Raw genomic sequence first — 26,693 nt, forward strand, 5'->3', positions numbered from 1 at the left:
ATGATGAAACGTTTTCCCCTCCCCCTAAAATTTTCAATTCCAGCCATTTTAATAGCTTACTGTACCTTCTCAGGAATTACATTGTTTAATCGACAGGTTGTTGAAAGCTACAATACGCAAAGAACAAATGCCAAAAACTATCTGAGAATTTATGCTGGACAAACAGCCAGAATATTAGATTATTTAGAACGCATAGATACTCAAAATCGTGAGTATATTGACTATGCAGAAACTACGATTATTAGTCAGCTTGGCAGTGATATAAATATCACTCTAGTGGCAAAAATAGATGAAAACAATATAATTTATTTATCAAATCATTATGAACTTAAAGGAAATCCCACCTCCCAGACAATAGCTGCTGCTTATCTGTCTAATTTCGCCTCTGTACGCGAAAAACAGGCAGGAAAAATACTACTTTCTAAAGATAAAAAAAAGCTAATTGCAATTTATCCTTTAATTTCATCGATTTTACCCAATGAAATCAAACCTTCTCGGACAGGCATTCTTTTGATTGAATATGATCTTAGCCTGATGAAAGAATATGCTTTTAATACTGCTTTAAAGGGAACGCTTATTTTTAATGGCGGGTTAATGATATTTAGTTTTGGTTTATGGTTTTTCTTTGATTTTACTCTGACGCGACGAGTTTCTCAATTAGTTTATGCTAGTAATAGTTTAGCAAAAGGATACTTAAATACTAGAACTAAATTAACAGGTTCAGATGAACTTATGCAAATCTCTGTTGCCTTTGATCGCATGGCAAATAAAATTCAAGAAAATGCTGATATTTTACAACGTCAAACAGAAAGAGAAATATTAATCAAGGAAATTACCCAACGGATTCGTCAATCTTTAGAATTAACAACTATTTTTCATACAGCAACAAAGGAGATTCGTGAATTTATCGACGTTGATCGAGTTGGAATTTTTCAATTTGATCCTGAATCTAACAATACTTCTGGGAAATTTATATCTGAATCTGTTAAAGTTGGGATGGATTCAATTATGAATATTAAAATTACCGAAGATTGTTTTTCAGAACAATGTCAAATTTACTATTATTATGGTAGAATTTCAATTTTAGACGACATTAATGAGATTACAATGAATCAATGTTATCGTCATTTTTTAGAGAAACTTAAAATTCAATCTAATTTAGTAATGCCCTTAGTTACTCAGGAAAAATTATGGGGTTTACTTTGTATTCAGCAATGTTATGAAGCTCGAAAATGGCAACAGTCAGAAATTGATTTTGCACAACAAATTTCTAATCAATTATCGATCGGCATTCAACAAGCATATCTACTTAATCAGACCAAAAAAGAATTAATAGAAAAACAGAGAACAGAAACAAAATTAATGAAAAGTAATCAAGAATTGGCAATATCTAATGAACAACTTGCCCAGGCTACCCGCCTCAAAGATGAATTTCTGGCTAATATGAGCCATGAATTGCGTACTCCCCTGAATGCTATTTTAGGGATGTCCGAAGCCTTAACAGAAGAAATTTTTGGCCCCATCAACCAGAAACAACAACAGGCAATAGAAACCATTGCCAGCAGTGGCACTCATCTGCTCTCATTAATTAATGATATTCTTGATGTCGCTAAAATTGAATCAGGAAAAATTGAACTAGAATTCGCCCCCACATCCATTAACGAGTTATGCCAATCAAGTTTGGTATTCATTCAACAACAGGCAAGACAAAAACGCCTTCAGATTCAAACGGAAATTCCCCCTGCTCTCCCCGATTTGTTTGTAGATGAAAGACGCATTCGCCAAGTCTTAATTAACCTTCTCAATAATGCCGTTAAATTCACTCCCAAAGGGGGTAGAGTCTCCTTAACAGTTCAAGTTGAATCTTCAACGGAAACTGCTTTCCGTCGTCCCTCTATTTGTTTTGCCGTCAGCGATAATGGGATTGGGATTACTTCTGAAAATCAGGATAAACTTTTTAAACCCTTTGTGCAAATTGATAGTGCTTTAAATCGTCAATATGCGGGTACAGGTTTAGGACTGGTGCTGGTGAAACGAATTGTGGAAATGCATGGTGGTCAACTAGAAGTTAAGAGTACAGTTGGTGTCGGTAGTTGTTTTAGCTTCCGTTTACCTTATCAACAGTTGCCGTCCCAAATGCCTAAATCTTCTAGCCCCCAATCATCAAATTTAGATGGGGGAAAAAATCCCATAACTCAAGTCTTAGAAACATCACCTGTGATTCTGTTGGCAGAAGATAATGAAGCTAATATTATTACGATTTCTCGTTATCTGAAGGCAAAAGGATACCAAGTTATCTTAGCAAAAAATGGTCAAGAAGCGATTAATCTAGTTAAATCTCAGAGTCCAGATTTAATTTTAATGGATATTCAGATGCCAATTATGAATGGTTTAGAAGCAATTAAACAGATTCGTGAGGATAGCGATCACCGATTAGCAACCCTTCCCATTATTGCTCTCACTGCCTTAGCAACGACAAAAGATCAAGAAAAATGCTTAGAAGCAGGTGCTAATGACTATCTGGCTAAACCTGTTAAACTGAGTCAACTCACAAGTACAATTCAAGAAATATTAGCCAAAGAGAAAAACTAATCAATTTCCCCTCTGTAGCAATCCTATTTGATTTGTATCCCCAATTTCTGCTCCAAAGGAAACTGGTTAACTGGTAACAGGGGTAATACTTCTAGCTGTTTCATATCGATTTTAAATGATTACAACCTATTAAGGAAAATATAGGAGGGTATCGGATTGAAAAACGAAACAGAAGCAGAAGTGCAACAACAGAAGTTAGATTTTCAGGTTGTTAACCGAGCGTTGGCGGTATTAAGTGCTTGTACTCAAGCCGTCATTCGCGCTACTGATGAAATCACTCTCCTACAAACCCTTTGTCAGTTAATTACCCAAGAAGCAGCCTATCGCATGGCTTGGGTGGCTTACGTTTGCCATGATGAGGCTAAAAGTGTCAAAGCGATGGCTTGGGCGGGCTATGAAGCCGATTACTTAGAAAATGTTAATATTACCTGGGCGGATACCGAGAGAGGTAGGGGCCCCACAGGACGGGTGATTCGTTCTGGACATCCGGTAGCTTGTCAAAATATGCTGAATGACCCCAATTTTGCCCCCTGGCGCGAAGCCGCACAACAACGAGGCTATCAGTCATCTTTAGTGCTTCCTCTATTTAATAATAATGGTGAAGTATTTGGTACTTTAAATATTTACTCAGCCGAAGCTTATGCTTTTAACCCCAAAGAAGTAGAATTATTAACACAATTGACTGATAGCCTGAGTTTTGGAATTGTCGCCTTACGCGCCGAACAAGCCCTTCGAGAAAGTGAGCAACGCTATCGCTTATTAGCAGAAAATATTAACGATTTAGTCTGTCTTCATGATCAAGATCGTCGTTATCTCTACCTGAGTCCTTCTTGCGAATCTTTACTAGGCTATGGTTATAATGAATTAATCGGAAAAGATCCCTATATTTTATTCCATCCTGATGACCGCGATCGCATTGTTGAAGAATTTCGCGCTGTAATTTTAGGTAAAAATGATATTTCTATAACCTATCGTATTCGTCAGAAATCGGGTAATTATATTTGGTTAGAAACGTTAACGAAACCGATTTTAAATGAAGCGGGTAAGGTCGTTCAAATCCAAACCACTTCTAGGGATGTCACAGAACGAATTTTAGTTCAAGAGCGTTTCAAATATGAAGCACTACACGATGCCCTAACAGGTTTACCCAATCGTAATCTATTGATGGAACGACTCAAATTAGGCATTAACCGCATCCGCAATTTTGAAGGTTATCGTTTTGCGGTTTTATTTCTTGATCTCGACCGATTTAAAGTAATTAATGATAGTTTGGGACATTTAGTAGGGGATCAGTTATTGATTGCTACAGCCCATAAGCTTCAGTCAATTGTGCGATCAATCGATCTTGTAGCTAGAATCGGCGGTGATGAGTTTGTAATTCTGTTAGATGAAATCAAAGATATTCAAGAAGCAATTCGAGTAACGGAGCGTATTTTTAAAACATTAACTTCACCCTTAATCATCGAAGAGAGAGAAATTTATGTTAGCACAAGTATTGGGATTGTGTTGGGTACAAAAGACTATATTCGAGATTCAGATCTGCTACGCGATGCCGATATTGCCATGTATCGTGCTAAAAATCAAGGGAAAGCCCGATATGAAATTTTTGATCGAGAAATGCACGCGGTTGCCATCAAACGACTCCATTTAGAAAATGACCTTCGTAGAGCGATTGAACAACAACAATTTTTAGTCTATTATCAGCCAATTATTAATCTTTCTAATCATCGTTTAATTGGATTTGAAGCATTAGTACGCTGGCAACATCCAACTCGCGGTTTTATTTCACCCATAGAATTTATACCCTTAGCTGAAGAAACTGGTTTAATTATCATGATTGATAGTTGGGTATTATTTACAGCTTGTCAACAACTAGCAACCTGGAAGATAAAATTTCCTCATTACCTACCCCTGAAAATGAGTATTAACCTTTCTGCTCAGGATTTTCGCAAAATTAATTTAATCGAAGAAATTGATCATATTTTAATGGAAACGGGTTTAGAGGGTCAGGAACTCACTTTAGAGATTACAGAAAGTATGCTCATTGAAAATATCAATAAAACTATTGATTTATTAACAGAAATTAAGTTGCGAAATCTTGAAATTAGTATTGATGATTTTGGCACAGGATATTCGTCTCTTAATTATCTTCATCGTTTTCCTGTAGATTATTTAAAAATTGATTCTTCTTTTGTCAGTCAGATGCAGGAAGAAAACCGTAATTATCAAGTTGTAAGTACCATTATTGATTTAGGTCATCATCTCGGTTTAGCTATTGTCGCTGAAGGGATTGAGACAGGACAACAAATGCGATGGTTACGAGAATTAGGTTGCAAATTTGGTCAAGGTTATTTATTCGCTCAACCTTTATCTGCTCAAGAAATTGAAATTAAATATTTACATAAATAAAAATTTTGTTATAATAAATAATCGTCAGGCTAGTTCGTTGAAACTATATGAACCGTAGAACTTTTTTAGCTTGGGTTAGTGTAGGAAGTTTAGCCAGTTTTTTTCCTTTGGTTTTAGCTATCTGTTCTAAGCCAACAACTGCTGCTAATCCCTCCACTCGTCCTGATGGTTTTATCCCGGTAGGAACCCTGCAAGAACTAAATGAAAAAGGCTCTATTTTTAATTCTAAAATTCCCGCTTTAATCATTCATAATCAGAAAAACTCACAAGATATTTTTGCCGTTAATCCCACTTGTCCCCATGCAGGTTGTGTTGTGAAATGGAAAGGAAATAAAGAAGAATTTCTATGTCCTTGTCACGGTTCTCAATTTACAGCAAACGGTCAACTGATGAAAGGCCCTGCTCATCAAGGATTAAAACCTTATATTGCTAAAGTAGAAGGAAATCTAATTTTAGTCAAACCGAGTTAAGGTAGTAAAATTATTGTAGTGCCAGTGAAAGATCTTGAAGACAACGACGGGTTAGCACCTTACGAGCATCCGCATCTTCTGGCTTGTGAATATCAATATTAGTCGCAAAAAAATAAACATTCTGATTCTGTTCTAAATAACCTACATACCACCCAATATTTGGGGTTCCTTTGCTCTCCCAACCTGTCTTTGATCGGATGGTATAATCTTGAGTTTTTTCTGCAACCATGATATCTTTTACAAGGGATAGCGATCGCGTAGAAAACGGTAATTCATTGCTGTAGAGACGTCGCAAGAATTGGATTTGCTCTTGAGGGGTAATTCGCAACTCTCCATCCAACCAAAAGTGATCAATATTTTCGGCTTTTCCGATGGTTTTGTTACCGTAGTCTGCTTGAGTTACCCAGTATTTCATTTGTTCATAACCTACACGTCGCGCTAAGATTTGATAAAACCAAACCGCAGAAACTTTGAAGGCTTCTCTCATATTTAGGTCTTGATTCCACCCCGGAATAGAGCGTTGTATTCCATCCCAAGTTAGCACTGTTTTTTCATCTGCAATGACTTTAGTTTCTAGCGCAATCAAGGAATTAAGAATTTTAAACGTAGAAGCAGGCAAAAACGGTGTTTGATTGCGGGTTGGGTTATATTGATAGGAGTGATTGCGATTAGAGTCATAAATAATAATTGAACCCTCAATCCCTAATTCTTTAAAATGACGCTCAAACTTTAATTCTAAATTATCTTTTTGAGTAATATTTTCAGAACTAGAAAGCTTGGTTTTGACCGGGGAAATTGTTGATATAGACTGAGCTTGAGTTGTAGCCAGCAGGACACCACTAAAACTACTCAACCCCAATACAACAGCCGTTATTTTAAGAATTTTTTTAGGGTTTAAAGGGTTTCTATTTAATAACATTATTTTGGACTCGCTATAATAACAAGGAACAGAGGGGAAAAGAAAATAGAATATTAGATTAGTTTAGCATACAATCTTTCCTGCGGTATGATTTTTATATAGCAATCCCAAATAGATTGTAATAATTTAAAACTGATCTGAAACAGCCAGAAGTATTATCCCAGTTAAGCTGTTCCCTTTTGAACCGAAATTTTGGATACAACTCAAATAGGATTGCTATAGGTGAGAGAACGATTGATATTTTTACAAAACCGATTAAAGCGATGTATTCTATTGATAGTTTAAAATAATCTAGGAGTTTAAATATTGTGGAAGAGCGAGGATATTGGTTAGCGTGGTCACAAATTAATGGCATTGGTTCAATTTTAATTCAACGTCTACAACACCATTTTAAAACCTTAGAAATGGCTTGGAAAGCAACGGAGAAGGAGTTAATAGAAGTTGATGGTTTTGGGAAACAAACCGTTGATAAAATTATTCAACAGCGATCGCAATTTAACCCCAAAGAATTCTTAGAACAACATATTGCTAAAAACCCTAATTTTTGGACTCCGGCTGATTCTGACTATCCTCGATTATTATTAGAAATCCCGACATTTCCCCCGGTTTTATATTATAGAGGAATCGTTGAACCCCAGGAAAATCAAGGCATTATCCCAATGATTGCTATTGTTGGAACCCGCACCCCCACAGAATACGGGCGACGCTGGACTCGTCAAATTAGTATGACTTTAGCCCGTCGGGGGTTTACTATTGTTTCAGGGATGGCGGCGGGAATTGATACCGAAGCTCATCGCAGTTGTTTGGAAGTGGGAGGACGAACAATTGCTGCGTTAGGAACTGGAGTTGATATTGTCTATCCCAAAGAAAATCGCCAACTCTGTGAACGGGTGATGAATCAAGGATTATTAATCAGTGAATATCCCTCTGGAACCAAACCTAATCCCCGCCATTTTCCCCAACGAAATCGAATTATTGCGGGGTTAAGTCGAGCAACCTTTGTGATGGAAGCTCCTCAAAAATCGGGGGCTTTAATTACGGCTCATGTTGCTAATGAATTTTGTCGAGATGTGTATGTTTTACCCGGACGTTTAGATGATGAAAATTCTCAAGGATGTTTAAAATTAATTAATGGGGGAGCCAGTATGATTCCTGTTAATTTAGAGGAATTATTAGAGCAATTAGGAGCCATGCCACCTTTAGATGAACCTCAACAATTATCTTTGTTTAGCCTGCAACCTGAACCTGCAAAACCCTTACCCGATTTAGACCCAGAATTAACTCAAGTTTTGCAAGCTTTTTCTTCAGAACCCACTGCTTTTGATCAAATTATTGTTAATCTAAATTTAGAAGCCGGAAGCCTATCCGCAGCCTTATTACAATTAGAATTATTAGGATTAGTAGAACAATTACCGGGGATGAGGTATCGGAGAATTGATTAAAAGAGAAAATGCTTAAATCTTGACTACAGATCATTAATGGGTCAGTAATCAGGTGAGACGGGAGACGCTAGTAAGTTTGATGACCCCTGGATAGCGATCCAGATTGCTTTTCTGTGGGCCATACCGTCTAAAGTTCTTGAGCGTGTTAAACTTTTAGGGAGTGAAATAATGTCCTAATTCAAGTTGGAATGACTACCCTATTTTCCCCCAAAAATACGCCTCAAGAACAGAATTCGCGCGAAACAGACTGGCGGTTACTGATGCGAGTTGCTGAGTATGCAAAACGGAATCAGCGTTTATTAATTCTGTGTTTAGTTTTACTCATTCCTTTATCGGTTTGTGGCGCAGTTCAACCGATTTTAATTGGACAAGCGATTTCTTTAATTCGTCAAGAACCAACAACTTATCCATTCCTCAAGGCAATGCCCTTATCCGATGGATTGAATTTTCTGGCGGTTGTTCTGTTACTAACAATTATCGTCCGATTTTTGCTCCAAGCAATTCAAGGATATTGGGTGCAGAAAGTGGGTCAACAAATGACCACTGATATTCGCAATGATTTATTTGAACACGTTACCTCTTTAGCGGTTAGATTTTTTGATCGCACTCCTGTAGGACGATTAATTACTCGTTTAACCAGTGATGTTGATGCTTTAGGGGATGTATTTTCGACAGGTGCAATTGGGATTATCAGTGATTTATTTTCCATTGTCGTGATTGCAATTTTAATGTTTACGCTGGAATGGAAATTGGCTTTAATTTTAGTTTTAATGATGGTTCCGGTAACGGCACTAATCATTTACTTTCAAAAACAATATCGCCAAGCTAATTATAAATCCAGAGATGAGTTATCTAATCTCAATTCCCAACTGCAAGAAAATATGGTGGGGATTAGCGTTGTCCAACTCTTCCGGCGAGAACGGTATAATTCTGAATTATTTAATGTTACAAATCATCAGTATATTAAAGCCGTTGATCAAACTATTTTTTATGATTCTGCGGTATCGGCAACTTTAGAATGGATTGCCTTAATTGCCATTGCTGTTGTGCTATGGTTTGGCGGTAAGCAAGTTGTGGATAATCAATTGAGTTTTGGAACCTTATCCGCCTTTATTTTATACGCTCAACGATTGTTTGATCCTCTGCGACAATTTGCCGAAAAATTTACGGCTATTCAATCAGGATTTACAGCAATTGAACGGATTAATAATATTCTCAATGAACCGATTGAAATTCGAGATCTCGATCAAATTACTGCCAATCTTTCGGCTTTTAATCCTGACGAGCAAAATTCTGTACAAACCGGGGAAATTCGCTTTGAAAATGTTTGGTTTGCCTATAAAAATGATGATTATGTAATCAAAAATCTCAATTTAACGATTCGTCCTGGGGAAAAAGTTGCCTTAGTGGGGCCAACAGGAGCCGGAAAAAGTTCAATTATTCGGTTATTGTGTCGATTATATGAACCGAGTCAAGGACGAATTTTAGTCGATGGCATTGATATTCGAGAGTTACGTCAAACGGAACTTCGACGCCATATTGGAGTGATTTTACAAGATGGATTTTTATTTGCTGGAGATGTTAAAAGTAATATTACCCTGGGAGAATCCTACAGCTTGGAAAAAATTCAACAAGCAGCAGAAAAAACAAATGTTGCTCAATTTATTGAACAATTACCCCAAGGCTATAATACGGAATTACGAGAACGAGGAACAAATTTATCGAGTGGTCAAAAACAACTATTAGCTTTTGCCCGCGCAGCTATTCGTAACCCCCATATTTTAGTGTTAGATGAAGCTACGGCTAATTTAGATGTGGGAACCGAAGCGTTAATTCAAGAGGCATTAGAACGTTTGTTAATGGGGCGAACTGCGATTATTATTGCTCACCGTCTTTCAACGATTAGAAATGCAGATCGAATTTTAGTGTTAAAACGAGGTCAATTAGTTGAGTCAGGTAGTCATGATGAATTAATTCAGCATAATGGTTTATAAGCTGTTGTGTATTTAAACTGTGATTATAGCATTACCTTTGTTTTTAAGTTTACGTCCCCATTTAATAGATAACTGTCCTTCATTTAAAAGCTGATGTAATAAACACTCTAGCTCATCAACTGATTTAAAGAGTCGATGAGCTATATATTCTTTAGCTGAATGCCAGACTAATTCAATTAAATTATAATCTGGACTATATGCTGGAAGAAATTCTAAATAGACATTCGGCATTTCTGCTTTAATTTTTTCTAGGTACTCTTCTTTTTTGTGAAAACTTGCATTGTCAAGAATAATCAGGATCTTAGCTCCTTTTTCTACAAATTCTTCTGCTTGATTTCCCGCTAATACCCATTCATAAATTAGCTCTTGATAAAAACTTTTTAACACTTGATAAAAATTATCTGCATTTCCTTTATCCAGAAATTCTACAAATCTTTTTTTATCCGAGTACCTCAATCCTCCCATCACATTAACTCTTCCTTTCCTCCTGTCTCCTCTAATCTGTTTCCTCTTCCCTTTTTTACACCAATTCTTTCTTTTTATCACTCTTAAATTAAATCCACTTTCATCCCAAAACCATACCTGTAATTGTTCTGGACTTTCTTTTGCTATTTTCAAATATTCTTCTATTTTATCTTTAAATAATTTTCTTTTTTCTGGATCTCTTTTCTCTTCTAAGCTATACTTTGCCCACAAATAAACATACTTTTTTTCCTTTAATATCTTTCTCACTTGTGAACTACTTAATTTGATTCCTGTGATTTGTTCTAAATAAGTTGCCAATCTTTCTCCTGTCCATCTCCCAAATTCATATCCTAATTCTTCCGGTTCTTTTTCTACTGTTTCTAATAATATCTCTATATATTTGTCTGTGGCTTTTCTATAATTTCCTTTCATTCTTTCATCTTTTAGGCTTTCTAATTTGTCAGGGTCTCCATGTACACACCAATAACATACTTTGTTTAATGAGCAGCCCAAAAACTTGGCAATTTCACTTTGCTTTTTACCATCATTTAGCAATAATAAAATCAAGATTCTTTCTCGGATTTGTCCATTTTCTTCCTCTTTCAATCTTTTCTGTAGTTTCTCTACTTGCTTTTCATTTAAATGATTTTTAGCAGGCATCTTTTGATTGATTTTTCTAAACTTGGTTTTTCATTATACCCTATTTAGATGCTTAACAGCTTATGCCAGTTTATACAACTTACAAATGCTAAAAGTACAGGAAAAAAATTAAAATAAAATAGCTTTGGTGGGCTAGGCCCACTCTACTATCCTAAAATCGGATTTTTCGTTGAATTCGATGGGAGGAAATCTCGTGCAGGGTATGAGATAGATGGACGCAGCGTTGATTCCGTGAATCTACTTTTAAGCGCCAGTAAGGAAAAGGAATTGTGTTATTGTTTCTGAAAGTAGGATTAGGCTGATCTAAGTTAGAATTCCAGCAAAGATCAAGGTTTTTTCGATTTTTCTTGGCTTGACGTTCTAAATGAGCAAGGGGAAGAACAATCGGCCAAAAAATAACAGAAAATCCGATCACGACCCAAGACTCAATATGAGTCTTGGGTGTAGATTCATCTTTTAAAAAAATTCGTAGAAACACAACGAAAACGAGAAACGCCACTACTAGATAGTATTGAAATGCCAAGGTGAAAAATAACATAGTGATAAATTGGAGACCAAATAAAATCCGTGCAATCCTGGTGTAGATCTACTCAAAAAATAGAAAAACTCAGGAATTCTTCTCTTAAATCTATCCAATGGAATATCTATGATATTCTTGATAAATTTAGAGAGCAAAAGATCATTTTTTCTGGGTTTTTTCAGAAATAAAGCTCTGATCTATTGTCCGAGGGAATACATAGAAGTCGCAACAACGAAAGTGTCACTGCTTCGGAGATCATTTCTTTCAGGACGTTAGGGGTGGAATAGGGATGTCCCTGGTGTTCTTTTCCAACCCAACGATGCAAGGGAGCTAAAATATTAAGTACATAAGCACTTGCCTTTGTTTTATTGATTGATACAACAATTTCATCCGGTAAACTCTCTAATTGTTGTTCTATTTCTTCAAGTGTTAATTCCTCTAAAGCTTGATACGCTAACGCAGAAGATTCAGGGTAAAAGACATTCATAGGGGTAAACTTCAGCATTCAATATAGGTTTGAAAGTCAACCAAATTTTGGAAGAGTTTCCCCATCATCCAACTCAAAACATGACAGTAGGAATCCCTATCAAGCACCCTTCTCATCTAATTCTCAATCCTTATAGAACCGATTAGTTTTCCATTAACTTAACTATTTTCTGACAACAATTGCAAGTTTTGCCAAGCTGATTGGGGATAAATTCTTAAGGGTTCAGAAAACACTTTAGCTTTTCGCTGAGAAACTTTGACACTTAATTTAACCATCCGATAAATAAACCCTTTCATTGATTTTCGAGCTTGTTGCTGTTGCCATTCATATCCCTCTTCTGTAGAAGCGTATAGAGGTGGTAGACGATTGAGTGCATAGGTTAACACGTCTATATGATTAATGGATTGAACCAGTTCTGGTGGTAAATTGCGAAATTGGCGTTCAATTTCTTCAAGGACTAATTCTTCCATGGCATTTCGGCAACCGAATACTGGCTCATCCTGTTGAATAGTTTTCATGGAATTAAAATCCTCCTTTAGGAATAAATTGGGTAAAAATTAAGAGACAATTTTACAGTTTGAAGCCAGAAACACATTAGACATCAACGCAAATAAAGCTCGTTCTCAATTCAGATTCCACGTTCTGTCTTGATCAGTTTTAATGTTGGAGTGAGTAACTCCTCAATTTCATGTATGTCTACACCTGTTTTACTTATGCAGTATTGAGACTGATCCTAAATGGAACCGCATCCCCAAAATCCCCTTCTATAATGTAGTTTAGGATACAAGATATACTGAGTACCTTGGAGGTCAAAGTTGCCTTGATTCCTTAATGTTCTACTTCATATTCTTAACGAGGAATTCCGCATTATTGTTCCTGATTTTCAGCCTAAAATTTTTCTGAGATCTATTGCACCCTGCAACATTTAAACTCCTAATTCGCTTTGTAGAAAAAGCTCAATGACCCTGATCTGTGATATTAGTAAAACAGTCTAAATCATAATTGTGAAGTTTTCGGGAAGATCGGATAATACGATTAACTTGGAGGTGTTTTTTTCCTTTGATCCGCTTATTCACTCCTCTTTCTGAAAGGGGTTTCCTGTTCTCAGTAGGTCGGTTCAATTCAATAGAATATTGAATGTTAAATCTTGAAGATTGACGGCTAACTGAAACCCTATTCCCTATTCCCTAGCTCTATAACTTAAATCCCTGTTGCTGGGGTTGTGAGCGGTTTATTTAACTCAATGGGAGGGGGTTCATTGGGTGGGTCTTGGGGGGGTAGATTGGGTTCGGGGGGCGGTTGTACCTCTTCAATGGGGGGTTGTACCTCTTCAACAGGGGGCTGTACTTCTTCAACGGGGGGTTGATATTCCGGTTGAGGAGTTGGAGGATTTAACCATTGTTGCCAATCTTGAATTTGAGCTTGAGCTTGGGAATAAGTGCTAGTTCCAGGGGGAATTTTCTTTAAAATCCCTATGGCTCCAGGGACATCATAAGTGGATTGATCTAAGCCGAGTTGTAATAAACTTTGGCTCCATTGATTAATGAGTTGATTGACCTGTGAGCGTAATCGACTGGAATTCGAGACTTTATTCGCCATATTAATAGCGGCTACATAGGAATCCGGGGTTCCCGGTGCTGCTAGGGTTTCTGAATTTTGAAGATTTTCGAGATCTCGGAGTTGGGTTTTCCATTGGCGAATTTTGTTATTAGCAGTGCTGTATAACACAATACCAGAGGAGATTTGTTGGGCTTGGGCAATGGCCTCTGCATAATTGCCTTCGGCGGCTAACTGTTCTGCTCGGTCTAAAATGGGTTGATATTCTAATCGTTGACTGCGATCTCTCCATTCCGCAATATGATTTTGGGCATTATCATATAAAGCGCGTCCTCGACCGATTTTTTGAGCTTGGACGATGGCTTGTTTGAGAGAATCCGTATCCCCAAAACTGGCTAATTGTTCGGCCATGTCTAATAATGGTTTATCTTCAATTTCCTCAATGCGACGTGTCCAACTCACCATTTCAGTTTTAGCTTCCTGTCCACGGGGGTTAGAAGCGGGAATGGTTTGAACTTGGGCAATGGCCGCTCTGAGATCGTTCACGCCTCCAGGTTGAGCTAATTGTCTGGCCCGTTCTAAGGTGGCAACATCTGCAATTGATCCTTGCCAATTGCTAATATACTCCTGGGCTTTTTGATAAAGGGGGCGATCTCGACCGATTTTTTGGGCTTGGGCGATCGCATCTTTTAAACCAGCAACGGTATCTAATAAAGCGGGAACATTAGCTTTAGCTAAAACAACAAAATCTTTAACATTTTCTTGTAAATTGGCACTACTGGGAATTTTATTGGCAATATTAATTGCTTCTTGCCAATTGCCATTTTTTAGGGTTTCTTCCGCCAACGCCATAATTTTATTGCTGATAGTGGTAATTTCTTTTTGTCCAGCATCTTTTAAATAACTCTCTGGGGAAAGCTGATCAATTAACTTGGCGGCTGCCAGTAAATTGTCAACACTGCCCTGTGCAATTAAACTTCTAGCTTTCGCTAATTTTTGGCTATCTTCGCGGGTAATTGCAATCCGATCTGTGAGTTCTTGATATTTAGTTGTCCCCCAATAATTATTCCCCAAATTCAATAATAATGTTGCTTCTTTAAACGCCAAATTCAACTTTTCTTGGCGCATTAAATCCTCAGTTTCCTCATAAACTTTTTCCGCTTCGTCCCAAATCGAATTCCATTGGTCAATTCGTTTAGACACTTGAGCAGCTGCCGGGGTATGTTCTGGGGTTTTTTCTGCGGCTGCAATGGCTTCTGAGAGTTGACCCGCTTGGAACATCTCCTCAGCCAAATCCAAAATATCCATTGACCATTTTTCAATTTGGCGATTAATTTCGGGACGCAGAGGATGATCTTCCGGTAAACTATTGACTAAATCAATTGCAACTAATAAATCGGCAACGGTTTGTTTATTAGCAGCAGATTCTGCACAATATAACCGCAGGGAAGCGGAGGCTACAGGCCAGAAAATTTTAGGACAATTGGGTAAAGCGGGTAAACGGAACAATAGACCTACAGCTAAAACCCCAATTCCACCGGGAACTAAAATCAACAACGCTAAGATTAGAGGAACTAAGTTAACCGGAATGGTTCTGGGGAAAACAAAACGTTTTCGTTTTTCCGGTTCCTGGGAAGATGAGGTTGGTGGGGGTTGATAAAGAACAATCTGGTTGGCTGTTCTGGGTAGTGGAGCAGAATTCGGGACTTCAGTGGAAGTTGGGGGTTGGGTCTTCGTCACCTCCAAGTTCGTGCAAAGTTCCTTGAGCCATTCTGCACGACTTTTCCGAACCAACGAACGAATGGGAATTTGGGGAGAATTCCCGGTATCAGTCGTTTTAGGGGATTGACTTTGACTTTGTTGTTCTTGATTTTCACTCATCACAATTAACCCAAACAGCTTGAAGCAGACTAAGGTTCTAACCCCATTCAATGGCAGGGGGGACACAAGGGGGTTCTTCGGTGTTATACCATTGTCGATGCTTAAACAGCAAGGGGAGATGGGCAGGGGGACAAGGGGACAAGGGGAGAGGGTTAGCTTTTGTAAAGACGTGGCTGGTTAATTTCAGACCGTAGGCTCCAAGTACATCTAACCCCTGAAACTGGTAACTGATAACTGATAACTGATAACTGATAACTTAAAATAAAATTGAATTTTTTCGCACTTCTTGAGGCTCAGGTTTCATTTGTAAATCTTCAATCAGTTGGGCGAGATGGTCAGATGTTGCTTGGTACATTTCCCCACAAAATTCACATTTTGCTTCTGCACCATTGTCTTTTTCAATCATATCTTGGAGTTCTTCAGTTCCAAACATTTTTAAGGCCCCTAATGCCCGTTCAAAGGAACAATTACAATCAAATCGAACCAGTTGAGATTCCGGTAAAATAACTAATCCCATATCTCCTAATAGTTCTTGGAAAATATCGGGTAAGGTTTTATGGGCTCTTAACAAAGGAGTAAACCCCGATAAGCTTTGTACACGGGATTCTAATTTAGCCACCAATTCTTCATCGATAGCCGCTTTCGGTAAGATTTGTAATAATAATCCTCCCGCAGCTTGCACTCCTTCTTTATCAACAAATACCCCTAAGACTAAAGCCGACGGAGTTTGTTCAGAGGTTGCTAAATAATGGGTAATATCATCGCCAATTTCACCCGAAATTAATTCAACGGTGCTAGTGTAAGGATAGCCGTAACCCACATCTCGCACCACTCGCACATAGCCCTGATGACCCACCGCGCCACCGACATCTAATTTTCCAATGGAATTAGGAGGAAGCTCCACCTCTGGATTATCCACATACCCCCGTACTGTTCCATTTAACCCCGCATCTACCAAGATTCCCCCCAAGGGGCCATCGCCTTTGATGCGGATGTTGACTCTGGATTCTGCCCGTTTCATATTCGATGCTAACAGTAATCCAGCAGCCATGGTTCGCCCTAACGCTGCTGTTGCGACATAAGACAGGTTATGCCGTTGTCTTGCTTCTTCCGTCAAACGGGTGGTAATGATGCCGACTGCCCGAATTCCCCCATCTGCGGCTGTTGCCCGAATTAGTTGATCTGCCATGTTTACAGTTTTTAACAATTTGTACCTGCTCCCATTTTAATTTTTTCTGGGGTCAGGGTGGGGATTGGATGTCGGATGTCAGTGGAGGATGATTTTGGTAAAATGAATCATACCGTTATTTAAACTGGTGAAATTGTTATGCTCGGTACGTTTCAACACAGTAGTCTCCGTATTGAAGTCAATGCCAAAGAAACTGATATTCGAGACAGTTTAATGCGTCCGAGTCAGTTGCAAAAATGGTTATGGCCTCAACAATTTAATTCTGGACTTCCTGAACAATTTCAACCGGGATTAACCTTTACCAGTTCCCTCGGCCCGGTTACGATTCAACATTATGTTGATGTCGCCCAACCCAATTGTTTAAGGCTATTATTGAGTCGAGGAATTGATGGGTTTCATGAATGGTATTGGGGGGAAGGTTGGGTACAATCTCGTTTAGAAGGAATTTCTCTATTACCCTTAAATTTAGGTCAAACGATGAATTTAATGCGGTTACGGGAATTTTTAACCCATAAAAACTAACCGTTAACGGTGTTTAGGAAAGAGCCGAAAAAAAGGTTTTAAGGGCCAACCCTAAAACGGTTACCATAAACAGTCGTTTAATCCAAAGATTACTCATATTAAGGGCAATTTTTGCCCCTAATATTCCTCCCATAAACATTGTTAAACTGAGGACAATTCCCAAGGGATAATTAACAATCCCATGTGTGGTAAAAATTAAAGTAGCGACTAAGGATGAAAATAGATTAATCACCTTTGTAGTCGCCACTGCTTCAATAAAGGTTTGATGAAATAGCATGACATAACTCGCCGTTAGTAGGGTGACATAACCCCCACTAAAAAAGCCTCCATAAATTCCTAATAAAAATGTCCCTAAATATCCTAAGTTTTCTGATAACTTTGAAGCAGGTTCTGGATGAGGTTTAATTCCGGTTTCGGGATTTAAAAATACAAAAATTGCGATCGCCACCATCAACAAAGAAATGATCAACGATAGGGTATTTTTAGAAATGGTAAAAACTAGAAAAGCTCCTAAAATTGAACCTAATATTGTTAAAAAAATTAAACTGGGTAAACGCTGAGTATTCAGTTTTTTCTCTTTGATAAAGGGGATAGTTCCCCCTAAACTTAGAAAGGTTAATGCTAACATATTAGTAGCGATCGCAATGTCGGGTTCTATTCCCATTTGTAACATTACAGGGACAGTAATTAAAGACGTACAACCCGTGACCACACTAATAATTCCGGTCAAGAAAAAGACTAAAATTAGAATTAGTAAAGCGAAGGGAGTGAGTAAATTTTCCATCTCATAAAAATTATTTGATATAATCAGAATTTCAGTAATCACTCATCAAAGTTTATCACAATCTTTCGGGATTCAATTTCTTGGATAAAAATCTTTAAACTTGGATTATCACTATAATTATTAAGCAAAGTTTTCTGTTTACTGTAGGCTTTAGAAACGATTCTATAATATTCAGGATTTTTAGCGTTCTTATCAATTGTAAAATCTTCTTTAATCTTAAGAGCTTGATTTAACGTACCTAAACAACTTTTGATTTTCTGCTTCTTCTTTTTTTCTGTATAGTAAAGAGGAAGTAACCAACATTCAGTAGAATGAACAGCTATAGCAAAAATAATTCTATCATAATATTCCCTATAAAAATCTTCCCCTATTAAACTCTTGAATTTTTCTTTGACTTTTTCTATTAATTGTTCTGGACTCAATTCTCCATTTTTATCACGATAAGAAATACCCTCATATCCGTCTAAAACATCAGTATCAATTTGAATAATCACATAGTCCAAATATTGAAAAGCTTTTTTTAAATCTTCGGACTGACAATATTTAATAACCAGTGTCCAACCTCCATGATCTGATTTATTATCATTATCCTTATCTCTTTCAGGTTGGAGAGGATTAACAATTAAATCATTTGTGTCAAAATACCCACTTAAAATATTTTCAATCACAATCTGATCTGTAATTCCTTCAGTAACTAATCCAAAAGTAGTCATAACTAAAAATTTTTAGGTAGTCCCCCAATATAACCGCGTAAAAATGCTTCTGATAATCTCACAGGTTCCTGTCCCTCCAGAGGTTTTGGAGGTGAAATCCTTGTTGCTTTAGTATAACCTAATCGATTACGGTAAATTACAAAAAGTCTTTGTTCATCATCATCCAAATTTAATCCATCTAAAATACCAGGATTATGAGTGGTAAAAATAACTTGTCGATCAGATTTTTTTGCTAACTGTACTAATTCTTGAACCAATCTACGTCCCAATCTGGGGTTTAGGGAAACATCTATATTATCAACTGCAAAAAATTTAGGGGTATTATCACTGATAAATAGAGAAAAATAGAAGAGTAAAAATAAAAATCCTTCATTAGAACTATTTTGATCAAAGTATTTTTGTTTTCCTAAAAAGTATCGATCAGTTATTTTAATATTTTTTTGATTCAGCAATAATTCATCAGGGATCTCGAAATCTTTAAACCAATCTATAAGCTGCATTTTTTGTTTTATTTCTTTAATTTTATCTTGATTTTTATCCGAACTTAAAACTGTTAGTAGTTTAAATAGTCCTTCTCCATGAATTCCCAAAGGTTGAATTTGACCTTCTTCTTTAAAAATTTGTAAACTCGAGTTCTCTGGAGAAAAAATCAAAAATTTTTTTAAAGTTAAATTATCAGGATTTTTCATGATATGCTCTTTTACCTGTTGTTTAACATAATCTGATTTTGATAGACTTGGTGGAGAAATACCGTCCTTTTCAAGAAATTGATAAAATAACGTGCTGATCATCTCAAGTTTAGGGATTTCCTCTGAAATTTCCGAAATCTTACTAACCCAACTAGAGTAGGGTTTCCCATCATGTTGTAAATTATAGGTAATAATCTTATCGTTTTGAAACTGGAAAGATGTTTCAATTTCTGGGTTAAGATCATCAGAATTAAAAGCGGATCGCATGAATTGAGGTTCCGTTATTCTAATTCCTCTGGATGCTAAAAACTCATGATCGAGTTTATCACTTGCTGCTGCTGAACTTAACGCGATCGCTTCCAAAATATTCGTTTTTCCACAACCATTTTCACCAATCAAAAGCGTTACCCTTCCCAGTTGAAGTTTTAACTGTTCAATGGATTTAAAATTTTTGATAGTAATTTCTTGGATCATGACAATCTTCCAATCTCAGATTTAAAGAGTTTGTAGAGAATTAATTGTTAGCATCCTTTAGAGAAAGTTTAGTTTTTAATCATTATATCATAACTTTTGAAGATTGTTAATCACTTTGAGACAGAATTAAGTTTAAAATATTCATTTCCTTAGAGTGAAACAGTTGATTTTCGTTAAACAAATTTTTACCGAGTTTATCCATTGAGTTTGTATTAAACACAACATAAGGAATATTTTGATAATTAGCATCAATGGGTAAGATATTATCCGCAGAAGCGAGAGAATAAACCCAGTGTCTTAGAATTTCCTGAAAGGTGGGAGGTAACAACTTGTGATGACTTAAAAAATATTCCTCTAATTCAGGAAAGGTTAAAAAAGTTTGAATGGGAAACGCATAATAGCGATCGCAACTTTTAGAAGTTTGCATAACTTGTTGAGATCGCCCTTTAACCTCTATTAAATTATAAGCTAATTCCAAAGCAAAAGGAACAAGTGTCTTGATTTGTTTCGGGGAATTTCCCTTTATTAAACCCCATAATTGTTGAATAAAATTGCTACTTTCTAAAGCAAAAATCCGAGATAAATCAATATAATTAATTTCCCTAACCGTTTTTTCCGATAACGGAATAATCAATAAACTTCCTCGCACATAAGTTTTTTCTAAGGGGGGAAGATTCAAAAATTGATCTAAACTTTTTTCCAATTTAGATAAAATTTCCGTTCCCAAAGATAAATAAGATACTTCCTGTTCAGTTTTAGAGGTGACAGGAGGACGATAAATTTCTATTTTTTGAGCGGATAATAAACTTAATAACCCTTGGGAAATCTCCTTTAAACGTTGATCTTGACGACGTTTTTTAGACTCTTTTACAACTTCCTGATATAGAGTTACCATTGACCCTAAAAAACTATCTCCTGCTTGTTTAATCGATTTCCCACCAATGGGAATCATTACATAATGTTGAAATCCAATTTGACCCGATCCCACAATTCGAGTCATAATTGATGCTTTTAAAATAATCAGAATATTCAACGCACTTAAACAAGATTCTTGTAAAGAAATTTTAGCTAATTCCTGAGAGTCTGCTGGAGATAAAGGGTGATCATCTTGATCAACTTTAGGGGTAAAATAGATGGCTTTATCTGATAGATAAAACTTAATAAATTTTTCCCCTTGATCTAAACTTCCCCCACGACCTCTATAGATCACTTGAATAATTTCCATTAAATTTTGTTCAATTTGAAACCCTGGAATTTCCACTAAAATAAATCGTGTATTCGGGAAGGATAAACCGCGAGATGCGGAAGCCGTCATAAAAATAACCTTAACGCTATCCTTGAATTGTTGAATCTTGGCGATTTCCTCCTCAGAAAGACTCGCATGGATTTCTAAGTAATCTTTTTCGACTTCAAATTGAGCAATTTCTTTTATAATTATATCAATGAGTTTTTTAAGTTTTTCCTTATTTTGAATATAAACAATAATTTGACCTTTATTTTGATTTAATCGTTGCAAAATATCACTTTTAATGATATCGATCATTGGGTTAATTAACGTTGAATCATCTTCGTTATTTTCTAGGTCACTGACTGAGTGAATCAAAACCTGATAATCTATTGTTAGTTGAGAAGCGGGATAGGAATTTGCATTAATTAAAGTTGCTGAATATTGATTTAAAAAATTAAAGTTATCGATCCATAAACACTGTTCTTTGGTAGGGGAAACCTGTCGGACAAAAATTTTATCTCCTTGGACATTTTGATCGGATAAATGACTTTCAACCACATCCTTTAAGGTTAAAGAAGCATCCGCAGTAATCACTTTGATATTAAACCCATAGTCAGGATTTAATAAGTCATATTCCTTAATAAAATTTATAATTCCATGTAAAAAAGCCACCCCTTCCGATGATCCGGTAATTTCATCAATCATAATAAAAATATTTTTTAACCGTTGTGATAGCAGTTTAACTTTTTCAGGAATGACACGACGGGTAGAAGAATTATAAACACTGCTAAAAATTCGTTTTAAATGTTTTAAGGTATTTCCTGACCGGGTTTCTTTTAACGCTTGAATTGATGCGGTCGCAATGATATTATTTGGAAATTGATCGGGATGAATTAAACAAGTATGAATGGCTTCAGATAAACTCGCTAAAACGCCTGCTTGATTTCGCGGTGTTATTTCTAATAGCTGTTCAGAAATTTGATCAATTCTCTGAGAATAATTTAAACGATAGTCTCGTTCTAAATGAGCATTTAAAAATTCAACTTTTCCGCGTTTGAAATCTTCCGATAATTGATTATAATCATATTCAACCGCACAACCGCCTTTTTGTTCCTTTAAAATCATCGCATTGGTATTTAAACAAATAATGTTATCCTTTAATTGATGGGTGATAGGATCGCAAAATTTTTCCACAATATCCCGATTTACTTGAATCCGAGGACTGACATAAAATAATAGAGTTCCGTCTTCTAAATGGTTTAAAATATAATTAGCAACAGCAGTAGTTTTACCAATTCCGGGATTTCCTGTGAGGAATAGATAAGAGATTGTCGGGTCAGAAAGCGATCGCTGAATTAACGCCGCATGAGCATCTCTTAACGATAAGTTAGATTGAGTTAAATTAAGCGATCGTTGTAACAAATTAGAAATCTGATCGGCGGTATTAAAAAAATCTGATTCCGCCACATTTAACACTTCTTGATGATGAATGGCTGTAATCACATTAGGTTTTGCTTGAAGGATTTGATCAACAAATTCACCTCCATTTTTAAAGCTTCTGGCGGCGTTACTCTGAATCACCTTTAACACCTTTTTGCGGTTTTCTTTGATTTCTGAATTTCCTTTATTTTGATAAATTTTATGACAGATTTTTAAAATATTTAAGGATTCTTTACCTGGTTTTTCATCCGTATTTAAAGAAATTCCATTAATCAGGCGATCGCTATATCCAAAACAGTTAAATTTGACCGGATCATCCGATTTTAAATACTGTTCGTCTAAGAGAAACTGATAAAAACTCCAAGCATAACTACAAGCTTGAATGACTTTCACAGCTTCTTTATCCTTCGTCGCAAAAGCAGAAAAATAGCGTTCTAGTTTTTGAGAATAAACCTTGTAATTTTTGGGCGATCCCGTATCAATTTCTAATCCACAAAACCGAGATTTAGATCGAATATAGTTTAACTCTTGTTTTAAGAGATCTTTGAGGGTCTCAATATTTTTAATATTTTGAATGGAATAAATAGCGGAAGTCGTAAACGTGGACAAATCTACCACTAAAATTCGATATTCATCAAAACAACGTGTTAATAATAAGGTATCGGCTTTTAAAAATTCCCCGGTCTGTTTATATCGAGAAATATCAACATTTTTAAACCCTTGAGTTTCTAAAATTTCTCGATAAGCATCGGCTTCACTTTTTTCAATCAGATTAAAGCAGTTATTATTATAAAAATCACATTGAAAATAGAGAATCTCGATTTCTTGCGAATATCTCCATCCCGTTGCTTCTCGATATTCTCGAATAAAACTGACTCCTGATGTCCAACCTTTTTGTAAAAACAGTTTCACCCAAATCGCAATTGTATTTCGATCCGCTTGATCCAAAATACAATTTTCATTTGCAAGTTTTTGACTGATTTGATATAAATATAATTGGCTGAGGGGAGTTCGATAAATATCCCTGTAGGATTGTTTGAATTGAGTTTGCTTAAAATAAGTTAAAATTCCCAGATTAAACCCAATTTCAAAGACTCGACCTAATTCTATTCCTAATTTAGGACTCATAAATTGCACTCCTGACATGGGTTAAAAATGCTAAAGCATTAAATTTAATATTTTTCTCTGAGTAAGCAAACGTCGAAATTGTTCCAATTCCTTGATCTCCAATGAGTTGATCATAAGGGTTTAGTTTTAAAATAATATTATTCTTTTGGAGTTCATAACTTTTTTCATAGCGGGAAAAATGAAACAACAGAATATAGTTTAAAATTGTTTGTTGTAGAGGAGATTCTGAGTCTAATAACCCTGAGATAATATCTTTTGTATGAGCATCATCATAAATATTTAACAAAGTGCTATAACAAACAACACTATTAAAAAACGATTTTTTGGGATCAATTGTTACTCCTGTAAATAAATTTAAAAATACTTTTGTTCTTTGACTGGGATCATTTGACAATTTCTTCAATTCTTCAACATCAGGAATATAGAAAGAGTCTACATTTTTGTCTTTCAAATTTAAGGCGGGGTAGGTATCCATAAACACAGGATACAGTTTAATTTCTGGTTTATCTTTTTTGAGATATTGAATCACGGTTTCCGACATAAAAAATAAAGAATCGGGATCAGTTTCTGATTGAATTAAGCCTAAACGTCTACTATAGGGTGCTTTCGCAATATATAAAAAGTGTCGATATCCTTGTTGTTCATACAATGTTGTGATCGCATCCCGAATCACGCTGGGTTTTTGATACAATTCTTCATGCTTTTGATTATCAGAAAAGGTTCTAAAGTTATTAATTTGAATCACATCGTCGGTATTCGGATCTTTTTCAATTAAAACAATCTCACCATAAATATTAGAAATCCGATGGGTTTGATCGGGTTCATTCCAAATTGAATCACTCAACCAACTGGAAACAATAATAATTGCTAATTTATCCAATTGAGGTTTGAAATCACTTTTAAATTTAAACCGTTTGGGAAGCAGAGAATAAAGGGAAGATAAGGCATTTTTGACTCGAAAGTCAAAACCTTCAGTATCAGCAACATTTAATCCTTGATCATTAGCTAAACAATCTCGTCGTAAAATATGAGTTAAAGATCGAGTTAGACTATTTAAGTATTTTTCATCTTCGCTATTATCTTCTAGGGATTTTAGGTGAAATCGGAAAATGGGAATAAATAAATTTTCATCTTTGAGGGTATTTTGACAAATATTAATACACAAGTAAGTTAATAAACTAAATACTTGACGGTAGATTCTGGCTGCGGGAGATTGAATATTGTTAAAGATAGTTTCTTTCAGTTCTTTAATGTTGTAATAAACAGCAATAATTTTTTGATTTTTGAAATGGTTTTCATAGATATGATGAGCTTTAAACTTTTCTCCAGCTTGGGGATTTTCTTGAGCTTTAAAAGGTCGAATAGGATAAAATACCACAGGTAACGCTTGAATTTCATCTATATTATATCTAAGGGCGAATTGTTGTTTTTCCGCCAAGGTAAAATAACGAATATCATTAAAATTGAACGTTACTTCTAGGGAAGCTAAGGAGTTTTCACTAAGTTGATTCTCTTGAACTTCTAAATAGGCTAATGCTTCTCTAGCAGATGCTTTTGAACGAATAGGATCAGTATTTTCTAAATTAATTACAAAAAAGTTTTGATCATTAATAATATCCGTGGCTTTAGATTGTAATAAGTCTCGATGTAGACGCAACTTAACAGTTTTAGGGGAATAGGTAAGAACGCTTTTTTGTTTCAGTAAACTCTGTAAAAATATTTTTAATCGATTCAATTTTTGGCTGACGTTCCAAGACGAATTAGCGATTTTAGTTTTAATTGTTAACAAAAGATCGTTGATATCTTCCTTTGTTGAAGTATGAGATTGAAAAATTCTTAAAACGTTCTGTTCAAATGCAGAAATCGGGTTATAATCCTCATCGGGTATTTCTCCGGTTTCATCAACAGCAAAAATCAGATAATAAAGACAAGCAGTTCTTAAGACTCTGCTTTTAAAACTTTTTGCTTTTCCCGTATTTTGTAAGGTTTCTTGATGTCGAGGACTGGTGGGATCAATTTCTGTGATATGATAATCTAAGGAAGATTGTTCCTGATAAGCATTAACCGCACCATTCAGTTTTAAACGCACGCCTAAATTAAATTCTTTAAAATTATCATTGTTGCGATTATAACTTTCACCGATGACTCCTTCGTAATTAGGAATAATCGGTAAAATATCAAAAGCATCCGCTTGGGAAAAAGCTGTTCTTAAATTAACAGTTTCTCCCAAATAAGTGACTTCATAATGAGCATTATCTAAATCAGGATTATTAATATATTCAATGACAATTTTTAAACGGTTAATCAAAGCTTGTAAAAAATTTAATTCAGGAGACTCTGAACCTGAATGAGTGCTTTTCCATCCTTGCTTTAAGTATTCTAAATAATCGATTTTTAGATCTCGCAGCAGACGAGGTAATGCTTCGGTATCAATAATACTTTTGAGTTTAAATAAACTGGAGTTGGGTCGAGTTGATAATTCATTTAGTAACGCATTGAGTTCCTGTCTGTCCCTGGAGTTATCCTCAGTAATCGTTTCAATATAACGTTTAATATTTTCTGATAAATGTTGCTCAAAATTTCCTAAACCTGTAAACCGCACATTCAAATGATGCGCTTTAATAATTGAATCACCACCGGGACTACGATTCGCTGTAAAACTATTTTCTATGATTAACCGTTGGGAATTAAAAGAGTAGTTTCTTTTCAAAGGATATTGAAAAGGAAGGGAAGCTTTATCGCTATCAAATTCAGTAATATTTTGACAAATATTTCGGATAATTTCTTGAGGAGCTTGATTTTTACAGACTTGGTTTAACCGTTGTTTTAATAAAGTGTGAATTTCTTTGATTTTAGCATAAAAATGACTATCTGATTTAAAATTAACTGTAGCCGCCCGAATTCCTGGGGTTTGAGTTAAAGGATTGAGGTTTTGGTTTTGAGTCGCTAATTTATATGCTAGACGATACGCATCAATTAGAAGACGATTTTGATCGGGAGAAAGTTGAAAAATGGGAAAATTATTCTTGAGTTCTTGGAGAATTAAATCCAATAACGGAATATAATCTAATTGAGCTAGGGGATCGGAGTTTTCTTTAAGAGTGTGTTGATCGCTCATTCTCAAAATACG

At 35.9% G+C, this 26,693-nt stretch carries 18 protein-coding genes; 6 read left to right on the forward strand and 12 right to left on the reverse strand.

The window, feature by feature from the left end:
• The 3 genes from NMK36_RS27410 (at position 1) to NMK36_RS27420 (ending at position 5,471) form a co-directional block, all read left to right on the forward strand.
• A complete protein-coding gene (locus NMK36_RS27410) occupies positions 1 to 2,592 on the forward strand; it encodes a response regulator (protein ID WP_254175084.1) in 2,592 nt (863 codons plus the stop codon).
• A 156-nt stretch (positions 2,593 to 2,748) separates the two neighbouring features.
• Positions 2,749 to 5,001, forward strand: a complete 2,253-nt coding sequence (locus NMK36_RS27415; RefSeq protein ID WP_254175085.1) for a bifunctional diguanylate cyclase/phosphodiesterase — start codon at positions 2,749 to 2,751, stop codon at positions 4,999 to 5,001.
• 47 nt (positions 5,002 to 5,048) lie between these two features.
• On the forward strand, positions 5,049 to 5,471 hold the full coding sequence (locus NMK36_RS27420; RefSeq protein ID WP_254175086.1) for a ubiquinol-cytochrome c reductase iron-sulfur subunit: 423 nt from the start codon (positions 5,049 to 5,051) through the stop codon (positions 5,469 to 5,471).
• 10 nt (positions 5,472 to 5,481) lie between these two features.
• On the opposite strand, the gene blaOXA is transcribed toward NMK36_RS27420, so the two are convergent.
• Entirely contained in the window at positions 5,482 to 6,390 is a 909-nt protein-coding gene (gene blaOXA / locus NMK36_RS27425) for a class D beta-lactamase (protein WP_254175087.1), read from the reverse strand.
• Between the two features lie 305 nt (positions 6,391 to 6,695).
• On the opposite strand from blaOXA, the gene dprA reads away from it, so the two are divergent.
• The gene (gene dprA, locus NMK36_RS27430; protein WP_072717618.1) at positions 6,696 to 7,832 is read left to right on the forward strand and encodes a DNA-processing protein DprA; all 1,137 of its coding nucleotides are present in this window, start codon (positions 6,696 to 6,698) and stop codon (positions 7,830 to 7,832) included.
• Between the two features lie 188 nt (positions 7,833 to 8,020).
• Positions 8,021 to 9,826: an ABC transporter ATP-binding protein gene (locus NMK36_RS27435; protein ID WP_254175088.1), complete on the forward strand. Its 1,806-nt coding sequence runs from the start codon at positions 8,021 to 8,023 to the stop codon at positions 9,824 to 9,826.
• A gap of 12 nt (positions 9,827 to 9,838) precedes the next feature.
• Here the strand turns inward: NMK36_RS27435 and NMK36_RS27440 are convergent, their stop codons facing one another.
• From NMK36_RS27440 to hslO, 6 genes are all read right to left on the reverse strand, one after another.
• Positions 9,839 to 10,951 (reverse strand): IS630 family transposase, encoded by a 1,113-nt coding sequence (locus tag NMK36_RS27440; RefSeq protein ID WP_254172743.1) that lies wholly within the window; start codon positions 10,949 to 10,951, stop codon positions 9,839 to 9,841.
• Between the two features lie 151 nt (positions 10,952 to 11,102).
• On the reverse strand, positions 11,103 to 11,489 hold the full coding sequence (locus tag NMK36_RS27445; RefSeq protein WP_072717616.1) for a hypothetical protein: 387 nt from the start codon (positions 11,487 to 11,489) through the stop codon (positions 11,103 to 11,105).
• Positions 11,490 to 11,649: 160 nt separating this feature from the next.
• Complete coding sequence (locus NMK36_RS27450; protein WP_072717615.1) at positions 11,650 to 11,958, reverse strand: hypothetical protein; 309 nt, start codon at positions 11,956 to 11,958, stop codon at positions 11,650 to 11,652.
• A gap of 158 nt (positions 11,959 to 12,116) precedes the next feature.
• On the reverse strand, positions 12,117 to 12,476 hold the full coding sequence (locus NMK36_RS27455; protein WP_072717614.1) for a late competence development ComFB family protein: 360 nt from the start codon (positions 12,474 to 12,476) through the stop codon (positions 12,117 to 12,119).
• A gap of 682 nt (positions 12,477 to 13,158) precedes the next feature.
• On the reverse strand, positions 13,159 to 15,462 hold the full coding sequence (locus NMK36_RS27460; RefSeq protein ID WP_254175089.1) for a hypothetical protein: 2,304 nt from the start codon (positions 15,460 to 15,462) through the stop codon (positions 13,159 to 13,161).
• A gap of 190 nt (positions 15,463 to 15,652) precedes the next feature.
• On the reverse strand, positions 15,653 to 16,585 hold the full coding sequence (gene hslO, locus NMK36_RS27465; RefSeq protein WP_072717612.1) for an Hsp33 family molecular chaperone HslO: 933 nt from the start codon (positions 16,583 to 16,585) through the stop codon (positions 15,653 to 15,655).
• A 138-nt stretch (positions 16,586 to 16,723) separates the two neighbouring features.
• On the opposite strand from hslO, the gene NMK36_RS27470 reads away from it, so the two are divergent.
• A complete protein-coding gene (locus tag NMK36_RS27470) occupies positions 16,724 to 17,107 on the forward strand; it encodes a hypothetical protein (protein ID WP_072717611.1) in 384 nt (127 codons plus the stop codon).
• 13 nt (positions 17,108 to 17,120) lie between these two features.
• Here the strand turns inward: NMK36_RS27470 and NMK36_RS27475 are convergent, their stop codons facing one another.
• From NMK36_RS27475 to NMK36_RS27495, 5 genes are all read right to left on the reverse strand, one after another.
• Positions 17,121 to 17,891, reverse strand: a complete 771-nt coding sequence (locus NMK36_RS27475; RefSeq protein ID WP_254175090.1) for a sulfite exporter TauE/SafE family protein — start codon at positions 17,889 to 17,891, stop codon at positions 17,121 to 17,123.
• Between the two features lie 38 nt (positions 17,892 to 17,929).
• On the reverse strand, positions 17,930 to 18,604 hold the full coding sequence (locus NMK36_RS27480) for a phage tail protein (RefSeq protein ID WP_254175091.1): 675 nt from the start codon (positions 18,602 to 18,604) through the stop codon (positions 17,930 to 17,932).
• 2 nt (positions 18,605 to 18,606) lie between these two features.
• The gene (locus tag NMK36_RS27485) at positions 18,607 to 19,767 is read right to left on the reverse strand and encodes an AAA family ATPase (protein ID WP_072717609.1); all 1,161 of its coding nucleotides are present in this window, start codon (positions 19,765 to 19,767) and stop codon (positions 18,607 to 18,609) included.
• A gap of 106 nt (positions 19,768 to 19,873) precedes the next feature.
• Positions 19,874 to 23,563 (reverse strand): helicase-related protein, encoded by a 3,690-nt coding sequence (locus tag NMK36_RS27490; protein WP_254175092.1) that lies wholly within the window; start codon positions 23,561 to 23,563, stop codon positions 19,874 to 19,876.
• Positions 23,553 to 26,681 (reverse strand): hypothetical protein, encoded by a 3,129-nt coding sequence (locus NMK36_RS27495; RefSeq protein ID WP_072717607.1) that lies wholly within the window; start codon positions 26,679 to 26,681, stop codon positions 23,553 to 23,555. Before NMK36_RS27495 ends, NMK36_RS27490 begins: the two co-directional genes overlap by 11 nt.
• Between the last annotated feature and the right edge of the window lie 12 nt (positions 26,682 to 26,693).

The sequence above is a fragment of the Planktothrix pseudagardhii genome (assembly GCF_904830925.1).
Taxonomy (GTDB): domain Bacteria; phylum Cyanobacteriota; class Cyanobacteriia; order Cyanobacteriales; family Microcoleaceae; genus Planktothrix; species Planktothrix tepida.

Bases quoted from the DNA above. Each gene is read 5' to 3' on its own strand.
- NMK36_RS27410 (WP_254175084.1), top strand. From the start codon at position 1: ATGATGAAACGTTTTCCCCTCCCCCTAAAATTTTCAATTCCAGCCATT.
- NMK36_RS27420 (WP_254175086.1), top strand. From the start codon at position 5,049: ATGAACCGTAGAACTTTTTTAGCTTGGGTTAGTGTAGGAAGTTTAGCC.
- blaOXA (WP_254175087.1), bottom strand. From the start codon at position 6,390: ATGTTATTAAATAGAAACCCTTTAAACCCTAAAAAAATTCTTAAAATA.
- NMK36_RS27435 (WP_254175088.1), top strand. From the start codon at position 8,021: ATGACTACCCTATTTTCCCCCAAAAATACGCCTCAAGAACAGAATTCG.
- NMK36_RS27440 (WP_254172743.1), bottom strand. From the start codon at position 10,951: ATGCCTGCTAAAAATCATTTAAATGAAAAGCAAGTAGAGAAACTACAG.
- NMK36_RS27445 (WP_072717616.1), bottom strand. From the start codon at position 11,489: ATGTTATTTTTCACCTTGGCATTTCAATACTATCTAGTAGTGGCGTTT.
- NMK36_RS27450 (WP_072717615.1), bottom strand. From the start codon at position 11,958: ATGAATGTCTTTTACCCTGAATCTTCTGCGTTAGCGTATCAAGCTTTA.
- NMK36_RS27455 (WP_072717614.1), bottom strand. From the start codon at position 12,476: ATGAAAACTATTCAACAGGATGAGCCAGTATTCGGTTGCCGAAATGCC.
- hslO (WP_072717612.1), bottom strand. From the start codon at position 16,585: ATGGCAGATCAACTAATTCGGGCAACAGCCGCAGATGGGGGAATTCGG.
- NMK36_RS27470 (WP_072717611.1), top strand. From the start codon at position 16,724: ATGCTCGGTACGTTTCAACACAGTAGTCTCCGTATTGAAGTCAATGCC.
- NMK36_RS27475 (WP_254175090.1), bottom strand. From the start codon at position 17,891: ATGGAAAATTTACTCACTCCCTTCGCTTTACTAATTCTAATTTTAGTC.
- NMK36_RS27480 (WP_254175091.1), bottom strand. From the start codon at position 18,604: ATGACTACTTTTGGATTAGTTACTGAAGGAATTACAGATCAGATTGTG.
- NMK36_RS27485 (WP_072717609.1), bottom strand. From the start codon at position 19,767: ATGATCCAAGAAATTACTATCAAAAATTTTAAATCCATTGAACAGTTA.
- NMK36_RS27490 (WP_254175092.1), bottom strand. From the start codon at position 23,563: ATGAGTCCTAAATTAGGAATAGAATTAGGTCGAGTCTTTGAAATTGGG.
- NMK36_RS27495 (WP_072717607.1), bottom strand. From the start codon at position 26,681: ATGAGCGATCAACACACTCTTAAAGAAAACTCCGATCCCCTAGCTCAA.